Below are 20,895 nucleotides of genomic sequence, written 5' to 3'. Positions count from 1 at the left end.
GTGATAGAGACGCACGCATGGCGGAACTGGCCGCCGGCACGAGCTTCGCCGGCCATGAGATCCGGGGCGTCGCCGGCCGGGGCGGCATGGGGATCGTCTACCGCGCGTTCGACGCGCGCCTCAAGCGTGAGGTCGCGCTGAAGGTGATCGCGCCCGAGCAATCCAAGGACGGCGAGTTCCGGATCCGCTTCCAGCGCGAGTGTGAGGTGGCGGCGAGCCTGCACCACCCGAACCTGATCCCCGTCTACACGGCCGGCGAGGAGGACGGGCACCTGTACGTGACGATGCGCTTCGTCGACGGTGTCGACCTCGCGCACCTGATCGAGCGCCACCGCCGGCTCTCCCCGACGCACGCGACGCACATCATCGTCCAGGTCGCGCGCGCCCTCGACGCCGCGCACCACTTCGGCGTCGTGCACCGCGACGTCAAGCCCGCCAACGTCCTGCTCGACGGCGAGCACGCGCTGCTGACCGACTTCGGCCTCCAGCGCGACCTGCGCGCCACCACCCGCATCACCGAGCCGGGCACGCTGATCGGCACGTTCGACTACACGGCGCCCGAGCAGCTCGAGGATGGCGAGATCGACGCGCGCGCGGACGTCTACGCGCTCGGCTGCGTGCTCTATGAGGCCGTCACGGGCGAGGTGCCGTTTCCTCGGGACACGCCCGCGGCCAAGCTGTACGCGCACCTGGGCGCGCCGGTGCCGCATGTCGAGGGCCCGCTCGGCCCGGTCATCCGCCAGGCGCTGGCCAAGCGCCCGGAGGACCGCTTCCCGAGCGCCGGCGCGTTCGGCCAGGCGGCGCTCGCCGCCCTCGGAGGCGGGCGTACGCGCGTCGCTCCCGCGGCCGCCCCGCTGCCGCGCGCGCTGCTCAACGAGACGGGCTCCGAGCCGTTCGTCGGCCGCGCCGAGCTGCGCGAGCGGATCGCGGCGCTGCGCGGGAAGCGGCGCTTCGTCGTGATCGAGGGCGAGCCGGGGATCGGCAAGACGCGCCTGGCCGCCGAGGCCGCCCGCGACGCGCACGCCGCCGGCGCGACCGTCCTCTACGGCCGCTGCGACCCCGAGTCCCTGCTGCCGTACCAGCCGTTCGCGATGGCCCTGCCCGACATCAGCGAGAGCGACCGCTTCGCCTACTTCGACGCGGTCGCGCGCCGGCTCGCCGAGCGCCCCACCGTGCTCATCCTCGACGATCTGCACTGGGCGGCGCCGTCCACGCTCCAGCTGCTCGCGCACGTGCTGGAGGAGCCGGGCGAGCTGCTGATCCTCGCCACCGCGACACCCGGCCACCGGCTGCCCGCGGCCGAGCGCCTGACGTTGGGCGGCCTCGAGCGCCGCGAGCTGTCCGCGTTCGTGGAGGCGCTCGGCGAGCGCGAGCCGGAGAACCTGCACGAGCGCACGGGCGGCAACCCGTTCTTCGCGCGTGAGACGCTGCGCGCCGACGGCCTGCCCGTCAGCATCCGCGACGTCGTCTCGCGCCGGCTCGCTTCGCTCTCCGAACCCACGCGCGCCGCGCTCACGGTCGCCGCCGTGATCGGGCACGACTTCCGCCTGGACGTGCTGGAGACCCTGGCCGAACACGCGCTGGAAGCGGTCGAGGAGGCGTCCGCGCAGGGGCTCGTGCGCGACGGCGAGGCCGTCGACCACTTCCGCTTCGCGCACGCGCTCGTGCGCGAGACGCTCGCCGGTGACATGAGCAACGCGCGCCGCACGCGCCTGCACCGCAGCATCGGCGAGGCCCTCGAACGCACACCCGGCATCACCGCCGCCGAGCTCGCGCGTCACTTCTTCGCCGCGCGCCACCTGGACCCGCAGCGCGCGTTCACGTACGAGCTGCGCGCGGCGCACGAGGCCGAGCACGAGGCCGCGGTCCTCCACTACCGGCACGCGCGCGAGCTGCGCCCGGAGCGGCTGGATGTCCTGCTCGCCCTCGGCACCGCCGAGCTGCGCACGGGCGACCCCGCGTTCCGCGCGACCTTCCAGGAAGCGGCCGCCCGCGCCCGCGAGACCGGCGACCGCGAGGCGCTCGCGCGCGCCGCGCTCGGCTTCAACGCACGCCAGGCCGCGTCCGCCGTGCTCGACCCGGCCGGCATCGCGCTGCTCGAGGAGGCCGACGCGCACCTCGCCGACTCCCCGCTGCGCGCCCGCGTGAAGGCGCGCCTCGCGACCGCCCTGCACTTCGCCGGCCAGGCCGAGCGCACGCTCCAGCTCTCCGCCGACGCGCTCGCGCTCGAGCGCAGCGGCGAGACGCTGCTCGCCCGCCACGGGGCGCTGCTGGACATCACCCACCTCGACGAACGCCTGGAGCTCGCCGAGGAGCTGATCGCGCTCGAGGACCCGGAGCTGCTCGCGCTCGGGCGCTTCTGGTTCGTGTTCGACCTGATGGAGGCGGGGCGCGTCGTGGAGGCGCGCGAGCAGCACGACGCCCTCGTCCAGCTCGCGGACGAGCTGCACCAGCCGCTGTTCCGGCACCTCGCCGCGGTCTGGGACGCGATCTGGGCGCAGATGGCCGACCGCACCGGCGACGTCGAGCGCCTCATCGATCGCGCCCACGCGCTCGGCGTGCGCGCCGCCGCGCCGGACGCGGAGCTGATCCGGCTCGCGCAGCTGATGACGCTGCGCCTCCAGCAGGGGCGGCTTCCCGAGTTCCTGGACGCCGTGGAGCCGCTCGACCTGCCCGTGTGGCGCGCGGCCTTCGCCGTCGGCCTGCTCGTCTGCGGGGAACGTGAGCGCGGCGCGGCGCTGTACGCCACGCTCGACGAGGCCACGATCCCGCGCGACATGGTGTGGTTGACGACGATCAGCCTGCTCGCGACGGCGGCCACGCTGCTCGCCGACGCACCGCGCGCCGAGCGCCTGTACGCGCTGCTGCTGCCGCACCGCGAGCGGATGGTCCAACACGCGCTGGCGGCCAACGCGGGCTCGGTCGAGCGTCACCTCGGGTCGCTCGCGGCGGTGCGCGGGAACCGCGCGCTCGCCGCCCAGCACTTCGAGCGCGCGCTCGAACGCAACCAGGGCCACGCGCAGGCGCTGCGGTTGACGCGGATGGAGTACGCGCAGCGGTCCGGCGGCGAGCACCTCACTGCCGCGTCGGTGACGGAGTCGACGCTGTCGCCTCCAGCCCTCTCGGATCCCCCTCCTCGTCCCGGATGGTCCTGATGTCGGTGAAGCCGTCGAGCGCAAGCGTCTCGGGCTGGCGGCCGCCGAGCTCGAGCACCAGCGCGCCGCCGGGGCGCAGCACGCGTCGCGCGCCTTCGACCGCGCGGCGGGCGAGGTCGAGCCCGTCCGCGCCGCCGTCGTAGGCCAGCGGCGTCTCGAACGTGAACGTGTCGCGCTGCAGCAGCGGCAGGTCGGCGGTGGGCACGTAGGGCACGACGGCGGTCACGACGTCGAACGGGCCTTCGACGCCTTCGAACAGATCGGCCACGTGCGCGTCGACGCCGTTGACCCGCGCGCACGCGACGCACTTCGGGTCCAGGTCGGTCGCGACCATGCGCGCGTCGCGCTCGGCCATCAGCACGGCGGCGATCGCGCCCGAGCCCGTGCACAGGTCCAGGCCGCGGCCGCCGCGCGGCATCCGCTCCACGGCCCGCCACGCGACCGACTCGGTGTGCCAGCGCGGCACGTAGACGCCGGGCGCGATGCGGAGCGTGCGCCCGCAGAACTCGACGCTGCCGGTGATCCACGCCAACGGCTCGCCGGTCAGGCGCCGCGCCACGAGCTCGTCGAGATTCCCGCGGGAGGCCGCGCGCAGCTCCGCGGCCTCCTCCTCCGGAGCCACGAACCCGTTGCGCATCAGCAGCGCGACGAGCTCGTCGGTCAAGTCAGGCGAGCGACGCCCAGCTGCGCGTCGCGGGCCGCGCGTACGAGCGCGGGAAGCTGGTCGGCGGGCACCGGCGGAGAGTAGTGGAAGCCCTGGGCGAGGTCGCAGCCGATCGCGGCCAGCACGGACGCCGAGGCGTGCGACTCGACGCCCTCGGCCACGACGCGCAGCCCGAGCGAGCGGCCGAGCGCGGCGGTGGAGGCGACGATCGCGCGGTCCGCCGGGTCGCGGTCCATCGCCATCACGAACGACTTGTCGATCTTGAGCTCGTTCACCGGCAGCCGCTTGAGGTGCTCGAGCGAGGAATAGCCCGTGCCGAAGTCGTCGAGCGCCAGCCCGACGCCGAGCTGCGACAGGTCCGCGAGCACCTCGCCGGCGCGCTGCGGGTCGTGGAGCATCAGCGACTCGGTGACCTCGAGGGTGAGCGAGTGCGGCGGCACGCCGTGCTTGTCCAGCGCCCGCGCGATCTGGCCCGGCGTGCGCAGGTCCAGCAGGTTCTGGACGGCGAGGTTGACCGCCATGTGCAGCTCCAGGCCGTCCGCGCGCCACGCGGCGAGCTGGCTGAGAGCGGTCTCGAGCACGTGCAGCGTGAGCGGGCGCATGAGCGCGGTGTGCTCGGCGTGCGGCAGGAACGCGCCCGGGCCGCGCAGGCCGTGCACGGGGTGCTGCCAGCGCACGAGCGCCTCGACGCCGTCCACCAGGCCGGTGCTGAGGTTGACCTTCGGCTGGTAGTGTAAGACGAGCTCGTCGCGCTCGAGCGCGTGGCGCAGCTCCGCGATCAGCTGCAGGCGCTCGCGCGAGTGGCGGTCGCGCGACGGATCGTAGCCCTGGAAGCCGGTGCGCGCGTCCTTGGCCTGGTACATGGCGACGTCCGCGCGCTGCAGCAGCTCGCTCGCGGTGGTGCCGTGCTCGGGGTAGAGCGCCGCGCCGACGCTCGCGTCCATCACGACCTCGAGGCCGTCGACCTCGAACGGCGCCTGCAGGGCGGCGCCGATCTGGCGTCCGATGTCCGCGGCGTGCGCGAGGTTCGCCCCCGGGAGCAGGAGCGCGAACTCGTCACCGCCCAGCCGGGCCACCAGGCCGGCGTCGCCGACGGTGTGGTTCAGGCGCTCGCCCAGCTTGACCAGCAGCGCGTCGCCCGCGTGATGGCCGAGCGTGTCGTTGAGGTCCTTGAAGCGGTCCAGGTCGACCATCGCGACCGCGAGCCGGCCCTCGCCGGTGAGCTCCGCGCGCAGCCGCTCGTGGAACGCGCGCCGGTTCGCGAGCCCGGTCAGCTCGTCGGTCAGCGCCAGCGCGCGTGAGTGGTGCAGCGCCGTGTTCTCCACGAACGTGAGCGCCATCCGCAGCAGCGCGGCGACGAGCGTCGCGGCGGCGAGCAGCACCGCGGCCGTGCTCGCGTTGTTGAAGTGGTCGGCGACGAGCAGGCCGCCGGCGACGAGCGTCAGCACGCTCGGGGTGATCAGCGTGCGCCAGCCCACCAGCGCGACCCGGCGCGGCTGGAGCGCGGGCAGCAGCGCGGCGGCCGCGATCAGCAGCGGCGACAGCAGGCCGAGCACCGGCACCCACAGCGGGCGCTGCTGGCCGGCGAACCCGGCCGACGCGTAGCCGACGTCGGCGGCGACGTGCGCGAGCAGCCCCACGCCGAGCAGCAGCCACACCGGGCTCACGCGCCACCCGCGCAGCGTCACGGCGACGAGCACCATGACCACCAGCATCACGTCGAACATCGGGTACAGCAGCGCGACCACGCTCGGCCAGCCGCCGCCGGTCGCCCGGTCGGCCGCCTCCCCGAGCACCTGCGTGACGATCGCCGCGGCACCGAGCGCGCCGATCGCGGCGTCCAGCCAGAGCGCGGCGTTGATCCGCACGAGCCGCCGGCGCGCGAACAGCAGCGCGGCGGCGAACACGGCGGGGAAGAACGCGAGCAGGACGCCGTCGGCGGGCGCGGGGAAGTTCGAGCCGCCGCCCGGCCATGCGAGCCAGACCGCGCCGACGGCCTGGACGGCCACCGCGATCCCGAGCGCCAGCCACGCGCCACGGTCGTCCGGCCGCCGCAGCGCGCGCACGAGCACCGCCAGGGCGGCGGCGAGGACCGGCAATCCGGCTACGAGCACGAGGACCACTGGACCCCGAATCGGCCGGGACGCCGTGAAACTTGATGCTTTGGACGAGTGTTGTGACGCCGCGCCCCGCGTACGATGCCGCGCATGGACCTGGCCGACCGCGTTCGCGAGGTGATCGCCGCTCACCCCGCCGTGGTGGAGAAGAAGATGTTCGGCGGGCTGGCGTGGATGCTGCAGGGCAACGTGGCGGTGTGCGAGATGAGCACGGGCGGGCTGCTCGTGCGCGTCGAGCCGGAGGCGGTCGAGGCGCTGGTGCGCGAGCCCGGGGTGAGCACGTTCGCGGCGGCCCGGGAGGCAGTACCTGCGGCGAGCGCTCGATTTGTCAACCAGGAGTTGACGAAGCGAGCTCTCGGGCGGCCGCGACCAGCTCGCCGTGCACCGACGGCGCGGCGGCCAGCGCGCCCGGCGCGTCGAGCGTCAGCGGCGCGCCCGCGTAGTCGGTGACCACGGCGCCGGACGCGCGCGCGATCGCGTGGCCCGCGACGACGTCGTACGGGTTGTTGTGGGCGAGCAGCATGCCCTGGATCGAGCCGGTCGCCAGCCACGTCCACAGCACGGCGGCCGAGCCGACGCAACGGAAGCGCAGCGCGCGCCGGTGCACGTCCATCGTCAGGCGCAGGTAGGCGTCGAGACGCTCGCCACCGCCCTGGTGGAACGCGTCACCCATGCCGACGATCGCCTCGTCGAAGCCGTCGACGTCCACCACCGCGCCGCCGTCGGTGCGCACGCCCAGGAACGGGAGGTCGATCACGCCCAGCACCGGCTCGCCGTCCTCGAGCAGCCCGAGCATCACGCCGCACAGCGGGCTGCCGGTGGCGTAGTTGATCGTGCCGTCGAGCGGGTCGGCGACCCACACGCGCCCGCGGTGCAGGTCCGCGCCGCCGCCCTCCTCGCCGTAGAAGCCGATCTCTGGCGTGGACTTCGCGAGCGCCGCCTTCAGCGCCGCCTCCGACGCGAGGTCCACCTCGGTCAGGAAGTCCTTGGCCGCCTTTCCGATCCGCGCCAGCGGCTCCCCGCGCCCGTCGCGCAGGACCGTGACCGCTTCGTCGACCGCCGCGTGCGCCGCGGCCCGCAGTTCATCCGTGCTCACCCCGGCAGCGTACGCGGCAGCTCGAACGGCTTCAGCGCCGGCCCGTAGAAGGTGACGATCTCGGCGACGAGGCCGTCCTCGATCCGGAGCACGTCGATCGACGTCAGCTCGTACGTGTCCATGCCCGGCTTGCGCAGGTAGTTGACGACCCCCGGCTGCTGGTTCGCGCGCCCCAGCGCGCACTTGAATGCGCCGAGCTCGGGCGAGCCGAACCCGCCACTGATCCAGCCCTCGACGACGACCTCGCGCCCGACGAGGACCTCGTCCTCCGGCGGCATCGAGAAGCGCACGTCCTCGCGCATGAGCGCCTTGAGCCCGCGCGCGTCGCCGGACTCGGTCAGCGCCATGTAGCGCTCGAGCAGCTCCCGCTCCTGGGCGCTGCCCGCCGCCGCCCACTCGCCGCGTTCTTTGGGCAGGTGCTCCTTGAGCACCGCGCGGGCCCGCTGCAGCGCGCTGTTGACCGCGGCCTCGGTCGTCTCCAGCAACTCGGCCACGTCGCGCGCCCGCCAACCCAGCACGTCGCGCAGGATCAGCACGGCCCGCGACTGCGGCGGCAGATGCTGGATCGCGACCATGAACGCGAGCTCGATCGTCTCGCGCGCGAACACGTCCTCATCGGCCGGCGCGGCCGTGTCCGGGTACGGCTGCAGCCAGGTGATCTCCCCGTTCGGCGAAGGCGTCTTCGGCCGCTTCTCGAGCGCGTCCAGGCACGCGTTGGTCGCGATCCGGTACAGCCAGGCGCGCAGCGAAGCCCGCTGCGCGTACGTCTCACGCTTGCGCCACGCGCGCAGGAACGTCTCCTGCGTGAGATCCTCCGCCTCCTCGTAGGACCCGAGCATCCGGTAGCAGTGGACGTGCAGCTCGCGACGGTGGCGCTCCACCACGCCGGCGAACGCGCGCTCGTCCTTCAGTTCCGCAACTGTCATACCTCTCTGACGGGGTTCTGCCGGAAAACTCATCACCCTGCTAGAACGTCCCGCGCCAGATGTATGCACTTGCAATAAAAGACCTCGTCAAGCGTTACCCGACGGGCACGGAGGCGCTCAAGGGCGTCTCGCTCGAGATCGAGGAGGGCGAGTTCTACGGCCTGCTCGGGCCCAACGGCGCCGGCAAGTCGACGCTCATCCACTGCACGACGGGCCTCGCGCAGCCGACCTCGGGCGCGATCGAGGTCTTCGGCCATGACGCGATCCACCACTACGGGGACGCGCGGCTGGCGGTCGGGCTCGCACCGCAGGAGCCGAACCTCGACTGGTTCCTCACGCTCGAGGAGTCGCTGGACTTCCACGGCGGCTACTTCGGGATGACCCGCAAGGACCGTCGCGAGCGCGCGCAGGAGCTGCTGGAGACGTTCAGCCTCAGCGACAAGAAGGACCAGCGTACGCGCACGCTGTCGGGCGGCATGAAGCGCCGGCTGATCCTCGCGCGGGCGTTGATGCACCGGCCCAAGCTGCTGATCCTCGACGAGCCGACCGCGGGCGTGGACGTCGAGCTGCGGCTCGAGCTCTGGCACTACGTGCAGCGCATCAACGCCGAGGGGACCACGATCCTGCTCACGACGCACTACCTCGAGGAAGCCGAGCAGCTGTGCAACAAGATCGGCTTCATCAACGGCGGTGAGATCGTCGCGACCGGGACCAGCGCCGACCTCGCCCGCGAGTACGGCGTCACCAACCTCGAGGACGCGTATCTGAAGCTCGTCGGCCGCGGTGAGCTGTCGCGCGCGCACATCGGCAGCGAAGCATGAGCCCCGCCCAGATCCGCTTCCTCACGCTCGTCCGGCGCGAGGTCAACCGCTTCTTCAAGATCAAGCGCCAGACGGTCGGCGCGCCGCTGCTGGAGACGTTCCTCTACATCTCCGTGTTCGGCGCGGCGCTCGGGACGCGCATCGACCAGCTGCACGGGGTCGACTACGTCGTCTTCATCATCCCGGGCCTGATCATGATGGCCTGGGCGACGAACGCGTTCTCAAACAACTCGTCCTCGCTGCTCCAGCAGAAGTTCCAGCGCTCGATCGACGACCAGCTGTCCTCCCCCGCGTCCCCCGTCGAGCTGCTGCTCGCGTTCTCGCTGGGCGGCTTCCTGCGCGGCGGGATCGTCGCGACGCTCACGTTCATCGCCTCGTCGATCCTGGTCGGCGTGCCGGTCGAGCACGTGCTCGTCCTGATCCCCGCGCTGTTCCTGGTCGGCTTCTTCTTCTCCCAGCTGGGCGTGCTCGTCGGCCTGCGCGCGGAGCAGTTCGACGACGTGAGCTTCTACCAGACGTTCATCCTGCAGCCGCTGATCTTCCTCGGCGGCGTCTTCTACTCGGCGACGCTGCTGCCCGAGCCGTTCGAGACGCTCACGCAGTTCAACCCGGTCTACTACATGATCGGGCTCGTCCGCTACGGGTTCATCGGCTACAGCGAGACCAACATCGCGCTGTCCCTGCTGTTTCTCACCGTCGCGGCGGGGATCCTGTTCACGGTCAACCTGCGGCTGTTCAACCGCGGGTACCGGCTGCGCGCATAGGTAGGTAGGCGGCGAGATATAGGCACCGGGTGCCGATGACTGGACGGGGCGCGCGCGGGACAGTGAGCACGTGCTCCTGGACCCAGAAACCGCCGCTGAACACCGCTCCCGCCTCGTCGACGTCGCCTCCTCGATCTGCGGCTCCCGCGCCCTCGCCGAGGACCTCGTGCAGGAGACGTACGCCCGCGTGCTGACCAAGCCGCGGCCGCTGCGCGAGGGCGCCGTCTTCCCCTACCTGGTCCGCGCGCTGCGCAACGTCGCCAAGGACCACTGGCGCGCCGAGCAGCGCCGCCCGCAGGTCATCGGCGATCTCGACCCCGAGGACCCGCGCCTGCGCCACGACCGCGAGCCGCACCACGAGGTCGTCGCGCAGGAGGTGTACGCGCACGTCGAGCGGCTCCCGAACGAGTTCCGCGACGTCGTGAAGGCCGTCGACGTGCTCGGCCTGAGCTACGCGCAGGCGGCCGGGACGCTGCGGATCCCGCAGGGCACCGTGATGAGCCGCCTCTCCCGCGGCCGTCGCCGGCTCGCCTGCGCGATGAGCTGACTGTCGGTTTCGTCCAAGACGGCGCGAGCGTCGAGCGCGTACGGTCTTCTCCTGTCCGACCCGACCAGCTGGAGAAACGATGCGTGAACTTGTCTACACCGGATTCATGTCGCTCGACGGCGTCATGGACTCGCCCGGGGGCACGGTCGAGGGCCACCGCAGCGGCGGCTGGGTCTTCGAGACCGAGTTCGTGCCGGAGGCCTACTCGCTCAAGGCGGAGGAGCTCGAGGAGACGACGGCGCTGATGTTCGGCCGCCGCAGCTACGAGGCGTTCGCGCCGGTGTGGCGCGACTCGGCGGATCACGTCGGGTACAAGGAGCTTCCCAAGTACGTCGTCTCGAGCACGCTCGGCGAGGACGCGGTGATCGACGGCTGGGGCCCGATCACGATCCTGCGGTCCACCGAGGACGTCGCCGCGCTGAAGGCGCAGGACGGCGGCGCGATCTTCATCCACGGCAGCTCGGAGCTCGCCCGCACCCTCTCCGACGCCGATCTCATCGACCGGTACAACCTGCTCGTGTTCCCCGTTCTGCTCGGCGCGGGCAAGAGCGCGTTCAGCCGCGCCGACCGCGACAAGCTCAACCTCTCCGTGCGGGAGTCCGCGACGTACTCCAACGGCGTCGTCAAGCTCTGCTACGACGTCAAGCGCTGAGCGGGAGCTCCCGCCAGACGTGCTCGGGGTCGAGCGCGAGCGCACCGCCGACCCCGTCGCGCAGCTCGAGCGCGGTCCGCCCGACGTAACGCCGCAACGCGCGCGCGAGATGCGGCTGGTCGTAGTACCCGAGCTCGGCGACGACGTCGTCGACGCCCTCACCGGCGATCAGCCGCTGCGCCGCGGCGCGGACCCGCTCGATCTGCCGCACCGCGCCCCGGCTCAGACCCGTCGCCGCCCGGAAGCGGCGCTCGAGCGTGCGGTCCGAATAGGCGGGCCGGGCGCCGCGCAACACGTCCGTGACCACGGGGTCACGGACCACCGCGCCGCGCCGGACCATGCGCGCGACGAGCGCCTCGGCATCGTCCGGGTGCGGCGTCTCCCAGCGGCGCCCGTCCAGCCAGAACGCGCGGCGCGTCACGCCGGGCAGGAGAATCCCGCTGTCCACCAGCGCCGGCGTGGCGACCGCGCGCAGCGACGTGCCGACCGCGAACTGGATACCGACGAAGCTCGCGTCCTCGGGCACGGGCGCCGTGCCGCTGCGCCGTTCCGGCCCGGTCACGGTCGCGTGCGCCGTCCCGTCCTGCTCCCAGAACACCAGGCCCCACGTCTCCGTCGCCACGGACGTCATCTCCGCGACCTGCTCGCTGCGGCACGTCCACACCGACGCGATCCACGGCGAATCCGACAGACGGGTCTCGAACGTCAATCCCACGGGCGGCATCGTACGCACGGCTCGGGGCCGTGTCAGGCGGCGAGCCGCCGCGCCAACTCGCCCGACCTGTCGAGCCTGACGAGGTCGTCCGCACCGCCGATGTGGTGTTCGCCGATGACGATCTGCGGAAACGTGTCCGCGCCGAAGCGATCGCGGAGCTGAGCCCGCATACCCGCGACATCATCCGCCGCGCCGATCTCGTGGATCACCGCGCCGTGGCGCCGCAGGCGCCGGCGGGCGCGGAAACAGTGCGGGCACATCGGCTTCGTGTAGAGGGTGACCGGCGCCATCGGACGCATTGTGGGCGGTCCTCGCGGGATGCGCAACGCGGCGCTCGGCGCAAGCTGCAGCGGTCGCCGAACGGATCGCTCCAACGCGCGGCGGTCCGACGATTCAGGACGATGGCCGACAGGGCGACCGTCACCGCCAGGACGGGTTCACGCTGACGGGCGGACGACGCGGGGAAGCATGAGGCGAATGGAGCTGCCCCGCTTCGAGGACCTCGCGGCGTCGACCGACGCGACGCTGGACCTGCTCGCACTGTCGATCGCGGCGGCGTTGAAGCCGGTCGACGCCACCCGCGCGCTAGCCACCCTGGACGCGCTGGGCGCGGAGGTCGGCCGCACCTTGAGCGCCTCGGAGCGCACGCCGCGCGCCGAGGCACAGGCGCTGACGCACGTGCTCGGGAGCCTCCACGGCTTCGCCGGGGACACCGAGGAGTACGACCGGCCCGAGAACTCGTTGCTCGACCGCGTGCTCGAGCGGCGGCGCGGGCTGCCGATCCTGCTCTCCACGGTGTACGTGGAAGTCGCGCGGCGGGCGGAGGTGCCGCTCGCCGGGGTCGGCCTGCCCGGCCACTACGTGGTCGCGCACTTCGGCGGGGAGCCGCCGCAGGTGCTCGACCCGTTCAACGGCGGCAGCGCGATCACTGATGCGCCCGCCGCGCTCGTGCGCCCGTGGTCCCCGCACGAGACCGCCATGCGCATGCTCAACAACCTGGTCCCCGCGTTCCGGCGGCGCGGAGACCTCACGCGCGCGCTGCGCGCCGCCGAGATGCGGCTCGCGCTGCCGGCGGAGGCCGGCGAGCGCGACCGGGTTCACGCCGAACTGGTCGCGCTCCGCGCCGGCCTCAACTGAGCGTCACCGCCGGACGAGCCGTTTGCGCTCGGTGTTGCCGGCCGTGTCGACCGACCACACGCGGACCTTCGCCCGTGCGCCTACGCGCAGCGCGCGCTTGTAGACCTTCGGCCGCGCCTTGCCGACCTGCACGAGGGTGACCTGCACGCCCGAGGCGTCCTTGGTTTTCACGCGCAGCTTGCCGCGCTTGATCGTCGCGGTGGTCTTCGGGGCGCGAGTGTCCGCCGGGCGTGACGGAGCGGCCGAGGCCGTCTTCGCCCCGTCGGCGTCGATCGCGATCGGCGTCGCGCCCAGGTCGTACACGCGCGCCTTGCCCTCCTGGCCGTCGCCCGTGATCGGCGTGACGGTCACGGCGCCCGCGCCGGCCAGGCTCACCGACAGCGGCTTGGACGTGGTCGTCACGAACTGCAGCGTGCGCGGGCCGCGGATCACGTCCACCAGACCCGCCTGCTCGGCCTCGACCAGCGTCATCTCCGTGGCCGCCGCCGCTCGGGCGCGCACGCGGCTCGCCTTCGCGCCGGCCTCGAAGGCCTCCGAGATCTTCACCGACGTCTCGTCCTCCTCGCCTTCGAGCTTGAACTCGCTCGCGTCGAGGTCGCACGGCTGGTCACGGAGCGTCTGCTGGTCCTTGATCGGATCCGCGCCCGTGGTCACGAACGGGGCGACGGCGTTCTGGATCGCCCGGTCCTCCATCTCGCCCATGTGCCCGACGCCGCAGAAGTTGTAGGTCTTGACCTGGTCACCCATCTGCTTGCTGCCGGTCTTGTACGCCTGGCGCTGGGAGATCAGCGGCACGGTGCCGTCGCCGTTGACCCACGAGTACTGCGGGTCCACGCCGGTCGACGTGAACGCCCGCACGTGCCCCATCGTCGGCTTGCCCGAGCCCACGAAGATGCGCCAGTCGATGGCGCCGTTGTGCGTCTTGAAGCCGTCGATGTGCTTGGCGTGCTTGGCGGCGACCTCCAGCGCGAGCTTCTGGTTGCCGCCCGCCTCGCCGAACGCCCGCGCCGCCCCCTTGGCGTCCGGCATCGCCCAGTCGTTGACCTCCAGCCACGTGCTCGCCCGGCCTGGGACATGGTCGAACCACGCCTGCGGCGGGATCAGGTAGTACATGCCGGTCAGGTTGCGCGTCCAGTGGCGGAAGTTGTCGTTGGCGACGATGTCGTCGGAGATCTCGTGCAGCGGCGTCTCGTAGCCGTAGGCGACCGCGAACCAGGCCTTGGGCGCGCCCCAGTACGGGGAGCCGAAGTTGGCGACGCGCGCGATCTTCTTGGCCCGGTCGGCGTCGTCGACGTACCAGCGCGTGAGCAGGCCGCCGTAGGAGTGGCTGACGATGGCGACCTTCGTCGCGGCGTGGCGCGCGAGCACCTCGTCGATGTACTTGTCCAGGCGCGCGATGGTCTTGTCCGGGCCGAGGCGGAAGTCCCAGCCGAAGACGTAGCCGTGCTTGCCGCCCATCTCCTGGATCCACCCGGCTGAGAGGAAGTGGATGTTCTTGAAGCCGAAGATGTGTCCCAGCGCGTTGCCGGTCGGGCGGATGCTGTCCGTGCACGCGTTGTGCGTCTCCGGCCCGTCGCCGCGCTCGTTGAGCGCCATGGTCACGAAGCGGTCGCCGTTGCTCGGCGTGATGGCGCCCGGCCACAGGTCGGTCGGGTTGTCCGCCGGCCCGCAGACCAGCTCGGACGCCCCGAAGCCGGGCAGCAGGATGATCGGGGTGACGCCGCACTCCTCCGGGTTGGTGGCGGCGTACCCGCACGTGCGGCCGGTCGCCGCGTCGCTGCCGAAGACGAGGTCCTCGGCCACCCGCAGCACCGGGCGCGGCGCGCCCGTCGAGCGCTTGAACTCGCCCCCGTCGTGCGCGTAGTCGATCCACGCGTTCCGGACCTTGTAGCCGTCGATGAGGAGCTGGGCGTGTGACTGGTCGCGCACGTAGAGCGTCTTGTGCGCGGCGTCCATGTCGACGGCGGACTCGGCCGGCACCTCGGTGTCCGTCCGCGAGCCGATCACGGACCAGTCCGTGCCGCCGTCGCCCTGCGGGTTGCGGTGCAGGGTCGAGCCGGCGTGCGGCGTGCCGAGCGTGACCGCGTCCTCGATCTTGAGCTCCGGGTGGCGCGAGAGCGCCGCCCGCACGATCAGGCCGCCCTGGCCGTACCCGACCACGTCGACGGACTCGCTGCCGTGGTTCTTGGTGATCCACGCCGCCAGCTCGTCGCCGAGCGTTTCGATCGAGGCGCCGGACGGCGCGGCGATCGACCGGTCGCACCCCGCCTGGCCCGCGGTGAGGCCGAGCACGATCAGCTTGCCCTCCAGCTTGACCGTCTGGCCCTTCACGGTCGTCGAGAACGCCCGGAAGATCTTCTTCATGTCGTCGAACTGGCTGCAGGAGGGCTTCTCCGGCCCGGGCACCATCAGCACGGGCTTGGCGAAGTCGTCCGTCCGGGCGTGCGCCGCCGGGGCGGCGACCGCGAACGCCGTCAACGCGAGCATCAGTGCGCGCTTCATCACTTGACCTTCCGGGTCGTGGGCTTGCCGCTGCGCCCGTCGGCGCGCAGGCCGCGGACGCTGACGGTCATCTGGGTCGCGCGGACGCGGATCGCCCCGCGCGGCTTGCGGCCGGCGACGAGCTTGGACGCTCCGGCTGCCGTCCGGTAGGTGATGTCGACGCGGTCGGCGGTGCTCGTCCAGCTGATGCGGACGAACTGGCCGCGCCGCTTGACCTTGACCTTCGGCCGCGCCGGCAGGCGGTCGGCGGGAGCGACGAAGGACGCGACCTTGACGTTCTCGCGCGGCCGGCCGTCCTGCGTGACCTGCGCGATCACGTTGCGCACGCCGGCACCGCCGGCGCCCGGCGTGAAGCGCAGCGTGTGCTTGCCGGCCCGCGCCGTGCCGAGGGCGCGGGCGGTGTGCAGACCGCGCTCGACGAACGTGACGCGCTCGCCCGGCTGCGGCGTGTACTCGTACCGCAGCTCGCGCTTGCCGACGACCTTCGCCTTGACCTTGGTCTCGGGCCGCGTGTCGGCGACGTCGACGCCCGCCACGGGCACCGAGCCCGGCAGCGGCTCGACCGTCCACTCACCCGCGGCGGGGCTCGCGACCAGCACGGACACCGCGCCGCGGTCCTCGTCGCTCATGATCATGTACTCGCCGTTCTTGAAGCCCTGCCCGTCGGGCACGTCGCTGGTGACGCGGCGCCCGTCCGGGCCGACGAGCGCGACCTTCGGCACGCCGCCCTCACCGCGCACGCGCACGACCACCGCGGGGGACTTGCGCCGGACCTCGAACGTGGTGCCGGACACCTGCGCGGCGCGCGCACGGAACGGGCCGATGTCGCAGCCCGCGAGCATCACGGAGACCTCCTTGGTGCGGAACGTGTAGCCCGCTCCCACGTTGATCTTGCCGAGCCACGTGTCGATGCCCGCGCAGCCCGCGACGCCGATGTTCGAGACGACCGCGTTGGCGTTCAAGCAGCCGAGCGTCTTGTTGCAGACCGCCACGGTGCCCTCGACGTTGAAGTTCGGCGTGCCCGTCTGGACCCACCCGTCGACGCGGCCGTCGAACGTCGCGGCCTTGCCGAAGTTGAAGCCCGCGTGGAAGCCGAACTTGACCATCCCGGAGGACTCGTAGGCGAAGGTCGCGTCGGCCATCTGGGTGCCGAACACGCTCAGCGACCCGCCCGCCTCGATCAGCCACGGCGTGCCGCCCGTGTACTGGAACCAGCCGTTGAGACCGATCGCCTTGGCGCCGTTGAAGTCGGGGCCGAAGCCGATGCCGACCTCGCCCTTGACCTTCAGCGGCGGCGGGTTCACGCACACGCCCAGCGCGACGCGGTCCAGGAAGACGCCCGGCGCGAGCGGCACCGCGGTGCCGAGCCGATCTACGAACGCGCCCGCGTGACCGAACTGGCCGCCGGAGAGCCCGCCCCACATGCCGATGCGGGTCTTGGACGCGGTCGGCAGTACGATCGCCAGCGAGCCGTCCCAGCGGTCCACCTGGGTGTCGACGGCGCACTGGATGAACGGCTCGCCGGCCTTGCCGCCGACGGTCGGCGCCTGGCAGCCGGCGACGAACGTCGCGCCCGCCTTTAGGTAGGAGAGGCACAGCTTCTCGACCACGAGCGGGCCGATGTACGCGTTGCCGACGTCGACCTTCAGGCCGTCGAGCTGGACGCCGTTGACGGCGTCCATGCGGATCGCGACGTCACCCGTGACCGCGGTCGCGTTGGCGGCCGTGCCGGTCTTGAAGATGTCCGGCAGCGCGACGTTCAGTGCGAGTACCGCGTAGCGCTGGTCGGAGTTCGCCCGCCAGCCGAAGCGCAGCGTGGCCTTGCCGCCGATCTGCATGCCGAACAGCTTCTTGCCGGCGACCGGGAAGGACGTGACGTCCTTCTCCTCGCCCTGCTTGCCCTTGGGCAGCGCCAGGTTCAGGTTGCCCTTGTAGAGCTCGATGCCCGCGACGGCGAGCGTGACGTTGGTGACCGAGAGCTTGTCCTCGGTGATCGTGAACCTCGCACCCGCGGGCACGGGGATCGGCAGGCCGTTGACCGTGACGGCCGCGGTCGAGGTGTACGTCTCGCCGTCGCCCTCGACGCACGTTCCGCGCACCTCGGCGAGGCCGATGCGCACGATCTGCTCGCACGCGCGGACCTTGAACGCGCGCGTGGCGGGCGTGGGATCGGGGTTGCCGGCGGCATCCACGGCGCGGACCTGGAACGTGTGCGGGCCGCCCTTGAGCGGGGCGATCGCGCCGCACGCGCCCCAGGCGACGAGCTCGACGTCGGCCTTGGTGACCGGGTCTACGCGGCACTCGAAGCTCGCGCCCGGCTCGCTCGCGTAGGTGAACACGGGCGAGCGCAGGTTCGTGGTCTCGCCTTCGGCGGGGCCGCCGGTGAGCGTGGTCTCCGGCGCGTCGGCGTCGACCGTGAACGCGCGGCGGGCGGGCGAGCCGTCCTTGCGCGCGCCCACGACGGCGCGGACCTCGAACACGTAGCTGCCGCTCGCCAGGCGGGGCAGCTTGAACGGGGACACGCACGGCGCCCACTCGCTGCTCACCCGGCACTCGAACGTCGCGCCGGTGCTCTCGGAGCCGAAGCCGTAGCTGGGCGTCGGGTCGTTGGTCAGCCCTTCGGGGCCGGCGTTGATGACGGTCTCGAGGCCGGAGGTGTCGACGTCGAACGCCTTGGTCGCGGGCGTCGCGTCGGCGTTGCCCGCGGCGTCGAGGGCGCGCACGCTGAACGTGTGCGGGCCGTCGGCCACGCGCACCGTGTGCGGCGAGGCGCACGCCGCCCAGGCGCCGCCGTCGACCGCGCACTCGAACGTCGCGCCGGGCTCGGTGGAGGCGAACGTGAACGTCGGGCCGTTGCCGGACAGCGTCGTATCGGCGGCCAAGGCCGTGCCGACGAACACGAGCAAGGTCAGGACAACGCAGGTGAGGATGATGGGGAGGATGGAAAGGCGCTTCATCGCTTCGGGCTCCGTGCCGTGCCGGCCGGGCCGTGCGTGTTGTCGGCGCGCAGGCCGACGACGCGCACGCTCACCGCGCGGCGGTCGATCCCGGGGACGCGCAGCGTGCGCCCGCGGGTGAGGAAGAAGAGGTCGCGGCCGTCCGAGACCGAGACGCGGACGCCGTAGCGCTGGGACTTGCCGCTCCAGCGGATGACGTTGTGCTTGACGGACACCTTCGACGGCTTCGCCGGCTTGGCGCGGCCCTTCGCGGTGTAGGTCGCGAGCGTGCGGCGCTCGCCGTTGCGCTCGACGATCGCCTCGATGCGGCGGGTCCCGCCGCGGCCGGTCGCCGGTGTGAAGCGCATCAGGCCCTTGCCGGTGACCGTGCCGAGCACGCGGTTGACGCCGCGCCCGCGCTCGATCAGCTTCACGGGCTGGTCGGTGCGGTAGCGGAGCACGCCGTCGCGCAGCGCCCCGCGCACCTTCGCGGGCGCCAGCAGCGGCGCCGCGCTCACGCTGCGGATCGGCTCGCTCGAGCGCACCGTGTAGCGCCCACCGCGCGGCGCGCGCAGCGCGATGTACGTCGTGCGCTGCGCGGTGCTCGAGAACGACGCCGCCGTCGCGGTCTTCGTCGTGCCGGTCGGCTGTGCCGCGGTCGTCACCGACGTGCCGCGGCCGCTCAGCGTCACCTGCGGCGCGCGGTCGGCGCCCTCGACCGCCACGAGCACCGCGCGCTCGCCGGCCGGCACGCGCACCGTGCGCTCACCCATCGCGGCCGCGCCGGCACTCTTCTCGACGCGCCAGCGACCGACGTCGCACGCGGAGCCCATGAACTCCAGCGGGCCGCCCCACTTGAGGCCGGCGCCGATGCGCCCGAGGTTGTGGCCGCCGACGACCAGCCCGCCGCAGACCGCGATGCCGGTGGACGAGATCACGCCGTCCACCTGCGGGCAGATGTCGGAGAACGGGATCGGCGCGCCGACCGTCAGCGTGCCGCCGAAGCAGCCGGTCGCCTTCAGGTCCGCATTGAACTTCGAGCCCTCGAAGAAGCCCTTCAGCGACGCGTCGACCCTGAGCGCGGCCTCGAGGTCACCGACGACGACGTTGCCCTTCAGATCGAGCGCGAAGCTCACGCCGCCGCCGAAGTCGACGCCGCCCGCGGAGTTGACCGCCACGTACAGGTCCTTGAACTCCATCGGGGTGCCGAGGTTGAGGTTGGCCAGCGGCGCCTCGGCGCGAATGGTCCACGGGTCACCGGCCGTGAACTTCAGGCCGGCGTCCGGGATCGTCAGGCGCGGCTTGCCGTCGGCGCCGGGGAGCGCGGTCAGCGCCGCGCGGCCGGCGAGCACCAGCGGCGGGCCCGTGCACAGCGACACGGACAGCTTCTGGACCTTCACGCCGCCGCCCAGCGCGGCGCCGTCGCCGCTCGGCTTCCAGGTCGCCTCGGCGTGCGAGAGCGCGCCGTCGGCGAAGCCCACGCCGACGTCCTCCAGGCGCAGGTTGCCCGGGACCGGGACGACGATCGCCGACGCGCCGCCCTCCCAGCGCAGGCCTGGCGTCTCGGTGTTGCAGGTCGACGAGACCGGGCCGGTGCCCTTGTCGGTGAAGGACACGAACAGGTCGTGCAGCTCCAGCTTGCCGATGAATGCCAGCGGCGCCGTGACCTTGGCCTCGTCCAGCCGCACGCCCTGCTCGTTGTCCGCGCTCAGCTTCAGGTGGCCGGTCAGGCCCTTGCCCTCGGCGTCGGTGAAGACCTCCGGCAGCTCGATGTTCGCGTCCAGGACGGTGGCGCCGTTGTCGAGGTCGAGCGTGGCCAGGCCCTTGAGCGGGAAGCCGGCGACGTTGGAGTCGTCGGAGCCCTCGAGGTCGAGCGCGGCCTCGGAGTCGCCGCCTTCGTCCGTGCGCGTGTGGTTGGTGAGGTCGATCGTGGCCAGGCGGAACTTGGCCTCCGCGGGGACGGTGAAGTCCAGGTTGCCGCGGAAGAGCACGATCGTGCCGAGCTTGAGCTGCACGCCCGGGATGCGGATGCGGCGCGTCTCGGGCGTGATCCGCACCTGGCGCTCCGGGTTGAGCGTGATGCCGTTGAGCTTGATGGCGCCGGAGGTGACGAGCGTGCCTGTGCCGTCGTCGGCCAGGCACTTGGCGGCGATCTTGACCGCGCCGAGCGTCACGCCGGTCTGGCACGCGACCACGCGGAACGTGCGCTGCGCGGGCGTCGGGTCGACGTTGCCGGCGGCGTCGCGCGCGGCGACCGTGAGCGTGTGCTCGCCGGCGTTCAGCGCGGGCGTCTGGAAGCTCGGGCCGCACTCCACCGCGACGCCGTCGAGCGTGCAGACGTAGGACGCGCCGCCCGCGAACGCGAACAGCGGCTGGGCGTCCTCGGTGTCGCCGCTCGGCCCGGCGGTGATCGTCGTCTCCGGGTCGCTGACGCTGACCTGCACCATCCGCGTGCGGGTGGTCGCGTTGCCGGCCGCGTCGGTGGCGGTCACGTGCAGCGCGTGCGAGCCGTTCGGGAGGTTCGGGCTCCACGGCGACGTGCACGGCGTGGCGGGCGCGTCACCGACCGCGCACGTGGTGTCCGCGCCGTCCTCGGCGGTGAAGCTCGGGCCGTCGACCGTGAGCTCCGGGGCGACGGTGTCGACCCGGAACGTGCGCGCCTCGCGCTCGCCACCCGCGGTCACCTCGAAGCTGTGCGGGCCGTCGACGAGCGGCGGGAGGGTCACCGGCGAGCTGCACGGGGTGGGGTCGGCGCCGTCGACCGCACAGGTCGCGCCGGTGCCTTCCCACGTGAACGTGGGCGTGTTGTCGTTCGTCGGGCCGCTCGGCCCAGCGAGCGCCAGGGCGGCCAGCATGGCCACGA

16 protein-coding genes are annotated in these 20,895 nt (G+C 72.6%); 6 read left to right on the top strand and 10 right to left on the bottom strand.

Translation table 11 applies throughout. The features are described 5' to 3' along the window. Nucleotides 1–17: 17 nt before the first annotated feature. Complete coding sequence (locus OJ962_RS09125) at nucleotides 18–3,155, top strand: serine/threonine-protein kinase (RefSeq protein WP_202957225.1); 3,138 nt, start codon at nucleotides 18–20, stop codon at nucleotides 3,153–3,155. Here OJ962_RS09125 and OJ962_RS09120 read toward each other — a convergent pair. The 5 genes from OJ962_RS09120 to OJ962_RS09100 form a co-directional block, all read right to left on the bottom strand. Next, entirely contained in the window at nucleotides 3,076–3,819 is a 744-nt protein-coding gene (locus OJ962_RS09120; RefSeq protein ID WP_202957226.1) for a N5-glutamine methyltransferase family protein, read from the bottom strand. The genes OJ962_RS09125 and OJ962_RS09120 overlap by 80 nt on opposite strands. Beyond that, nucleotides 3,816–5,933, bottom strand: coding sequence for a putative bifunctional diguanylate cyclase/phosphodiesterase (locus tag OJ962_RS09115; protein WP_202957227.1), 2,118 nt, complete (start codon nucleotides 5,931–5,933; stop codon nucleotides 3,816–3,818). The genes OJ962_RS09120 and OJ962_RS09115 overlap by 4 nt, the downstream gene beginning before the upstream one ends. A 131-nt stretch (nucleotides 5,934–6,064) precedes the next feature. Then, nucleotides 6,065–6,268, bottom strand: a complete 204-nt coding sequence (locus OJ962_RS09110) for a hypothetical protein (RefSeq protein ID WP_202957228.1) — start codon at nucleotides 6,266–6,268, stop codon at nucleotides 6,065–6,067. Next, nucleotides 6,265–7,032, bottom strand: coding sequence for an inositol monophosphatase family protein (locus tag OJ962_RS09105; RefSeq protein WP_202957229.1), 768 nt, complete (start codon nucleotides 7,030–7,032; stop codon nucleotides 6,265–6,267). Before OJ962_RS09105 ends, OJ962_RS09110 begins: the two co-directional genes overlap by 4 nt. After that, nucleotides 7,029–7,958, bottom strand: a complete 930-nt coding sequence (locus OJ962_RS09100) for an RNA polymerase subunit sigma-70 (RefSeq protein ID WP_202957230.1) — start codon at nucleotides 7,956–7,958, stop codon at nucleotides 7,029–7,031. Before OJ962_RS09100 ends, OJ962_RS09105 begins: the two co-directional genes overlap by 4 nt. Nucleotides 7,959–8,017: 59 nt before the next feature. Between OJ962_RS09100 and OJ962_RS09095 the strand changes: the two genes are divergently transcribed. The 4 genes from OJ962_RS09095 to OJ962_RS09080 all read left to right on the top strand — a co-directional run bounded on the left by OJ962_RS09095 (nucleotide 8,018) and on the right by OJ962_RS09080 (nucleotide 10,742). Beyond that, nucleotides 8,018–8,779 carry an ABC transporter ATP-binding protein gene (locus OJ962_RS09095; protein WP_202957231.1) on the top strand — a complete coding sequence of 254 codons (762 nt, stop codon included), beginning with the start codon at nucleotides 8,018–8,020 and terminating at the stop codon, nucleotides 8,777–8,779. Then, entirely contained in the window at nucleotides 8,776–9,543 is a 768-nt protein-coding gene (locus OJ962_RS09090) for an ABC transporter permease (protein WP_202957232.1), read from the top strand. Before OJ962_RS09095 ends, OJ962_RS09090 begins: the two co-directional genes overlap by 4 nt. 70 nt (nucleotides 9,544–9,613) lie before the next feature. Beyond that, nucleotides 9,614–10,090 carry an RNA polymerase sigma factor gene (locus tag OJ962_RS09085; protein WP_202957233.1) on the top strand — a complete coding sequence of 159 codons (477 nt, stop codon included), beginning with the start codon at nucleotides 9,614–9,616 and terminating at the stop codon, nucleotides 10,088–10,090. A 79-nt stretch (nucleotides 10,091–10,169) separates the two neighbouring features. Next, entirely contained in the window at nucleotides 10,170–10,742 is a 573-nt protein-coding gene (locus tag OJ962_RS09080; RefSeq protein WP_202957234.1) for a dihydrofolate reductase family protein, read from the top strand. On the opposite strand, the gene OJ962_RS09075 is transcribed toward OJ962_RS09080, so the two are convergent. Then, complete coding sequence (locus OJ962_RS09075) at nucleotides 10,732–11,457, bottom strand: helix-turn-helix domain-containing protein (protein ID WP_202957235.1); 726 nt, start codon at nucleotides 11,455–11,457, stop codon at nucleotides 10,732–10,734. The two genes, OJ962_RS09080 and OJ962_RS09075, sit on opposite strands and share 11 nt — an antisense overlap. Nucleotides 11,458–11,489: 32 nt before the next feature. Beyond that, complete coding sequence (locus OJ962_RS09070) at nucleotides 11,490–11,747, bottom strand: glutaredoxin domain-containing protein (protein ID WP_270006300.1); 258 nt, start codon at nucleotides 11,745–11,747, stop codon at nucleotides 11,490–11,492. Between the two features lie 187 nt (nucleotides 11,748–11,934). Here OJ962_RS09070 and OJ962_RS09065 point away from each other — a divergent pair, with 187 nt between their 5' ends. Continuing rightward, nucleotides 11,935–12,594 carry a transglutaminase-like domain-containing protein gene (locus OJ962_RS09065; RefSeq protein WP_270006299.1) on the top strand — a complete coding sequence of 220 codons (660 nt, stop codon included), beginning with the start codon at nucleotides 11,935–11,937 and terminating at the stop codon, nucleotides 12,592–12,594. Nucleotides 12,595–12,597: 3 nt separating this feature from the next. Here OJ962_RS09065 and OJ962_RS09060 read toward each other — a convergent pair whose 3' ends face one another. The 3 genes from OJ962_RS09060 to OJ962_RS09050 are packed head-to-tail and all read right to left on the bottom strand — an operon-like array spanning nucleotide 12,598 to nucleotide 20,887. Beyond that, nucleotides 12,598–15,096 (bottom strand): esterase/lipase family protein, encoded by a 2,499-nt coding sequence (locus OJ962_RS09060; RefSeq protein ID WP_202957238.1) that lies wholly within the window; start codon nucleotides 15,094–15,096, stop codon nucleotides 12,598–12,600. After that, nucleotides 15,096–18,053 (bottom strand): hypothetical protein, encoded by a 2,958-nt coding sequence (locus OJ962_RS09055; RefSeq protein WP_202957239.1) that lies wholly within the window; start codon nucleotides 18,051–18,053, stop codon nucleotides 15,096–15,098. Before OJ962_RS09055 ends, OJ962_RS09060 begins: the two co-directional genes overlap by 1 nt. After that, entirely contained in the window at nucleotides 18,050–20,887 is a 2,838-nt protein-coding gene (locus OJ962_RS09050) for a hypothetical protein (protein ID WP_202957240.1), read from the bottom strand. The genes OJ962_RS09055 and OJ962_RS09050 overlap by 4 nt, the downstream gene beginning before the upstream one ends. Nucleotides 20,888–20,895: the final 8 nt, after the last annotated feature.

The sequence above is a fragment of the Solirubrobacter deserti genome, from assembly GCF_027587175.1.
In the GTDB taxonomy this organism is placed as follows: domain Bacteria; phylum Actinomycetota; class Thermoleophilia; order Solirubrobacterales; family Solirubrobacteraceae; genus Solirubrobacter; species Solirubrobacter deserti.
The sequence above is the reverse complement of the archived record's forward strand: the minus strand, read 5'-3'. Positions and strand labels throughout refer to the sequence as shown.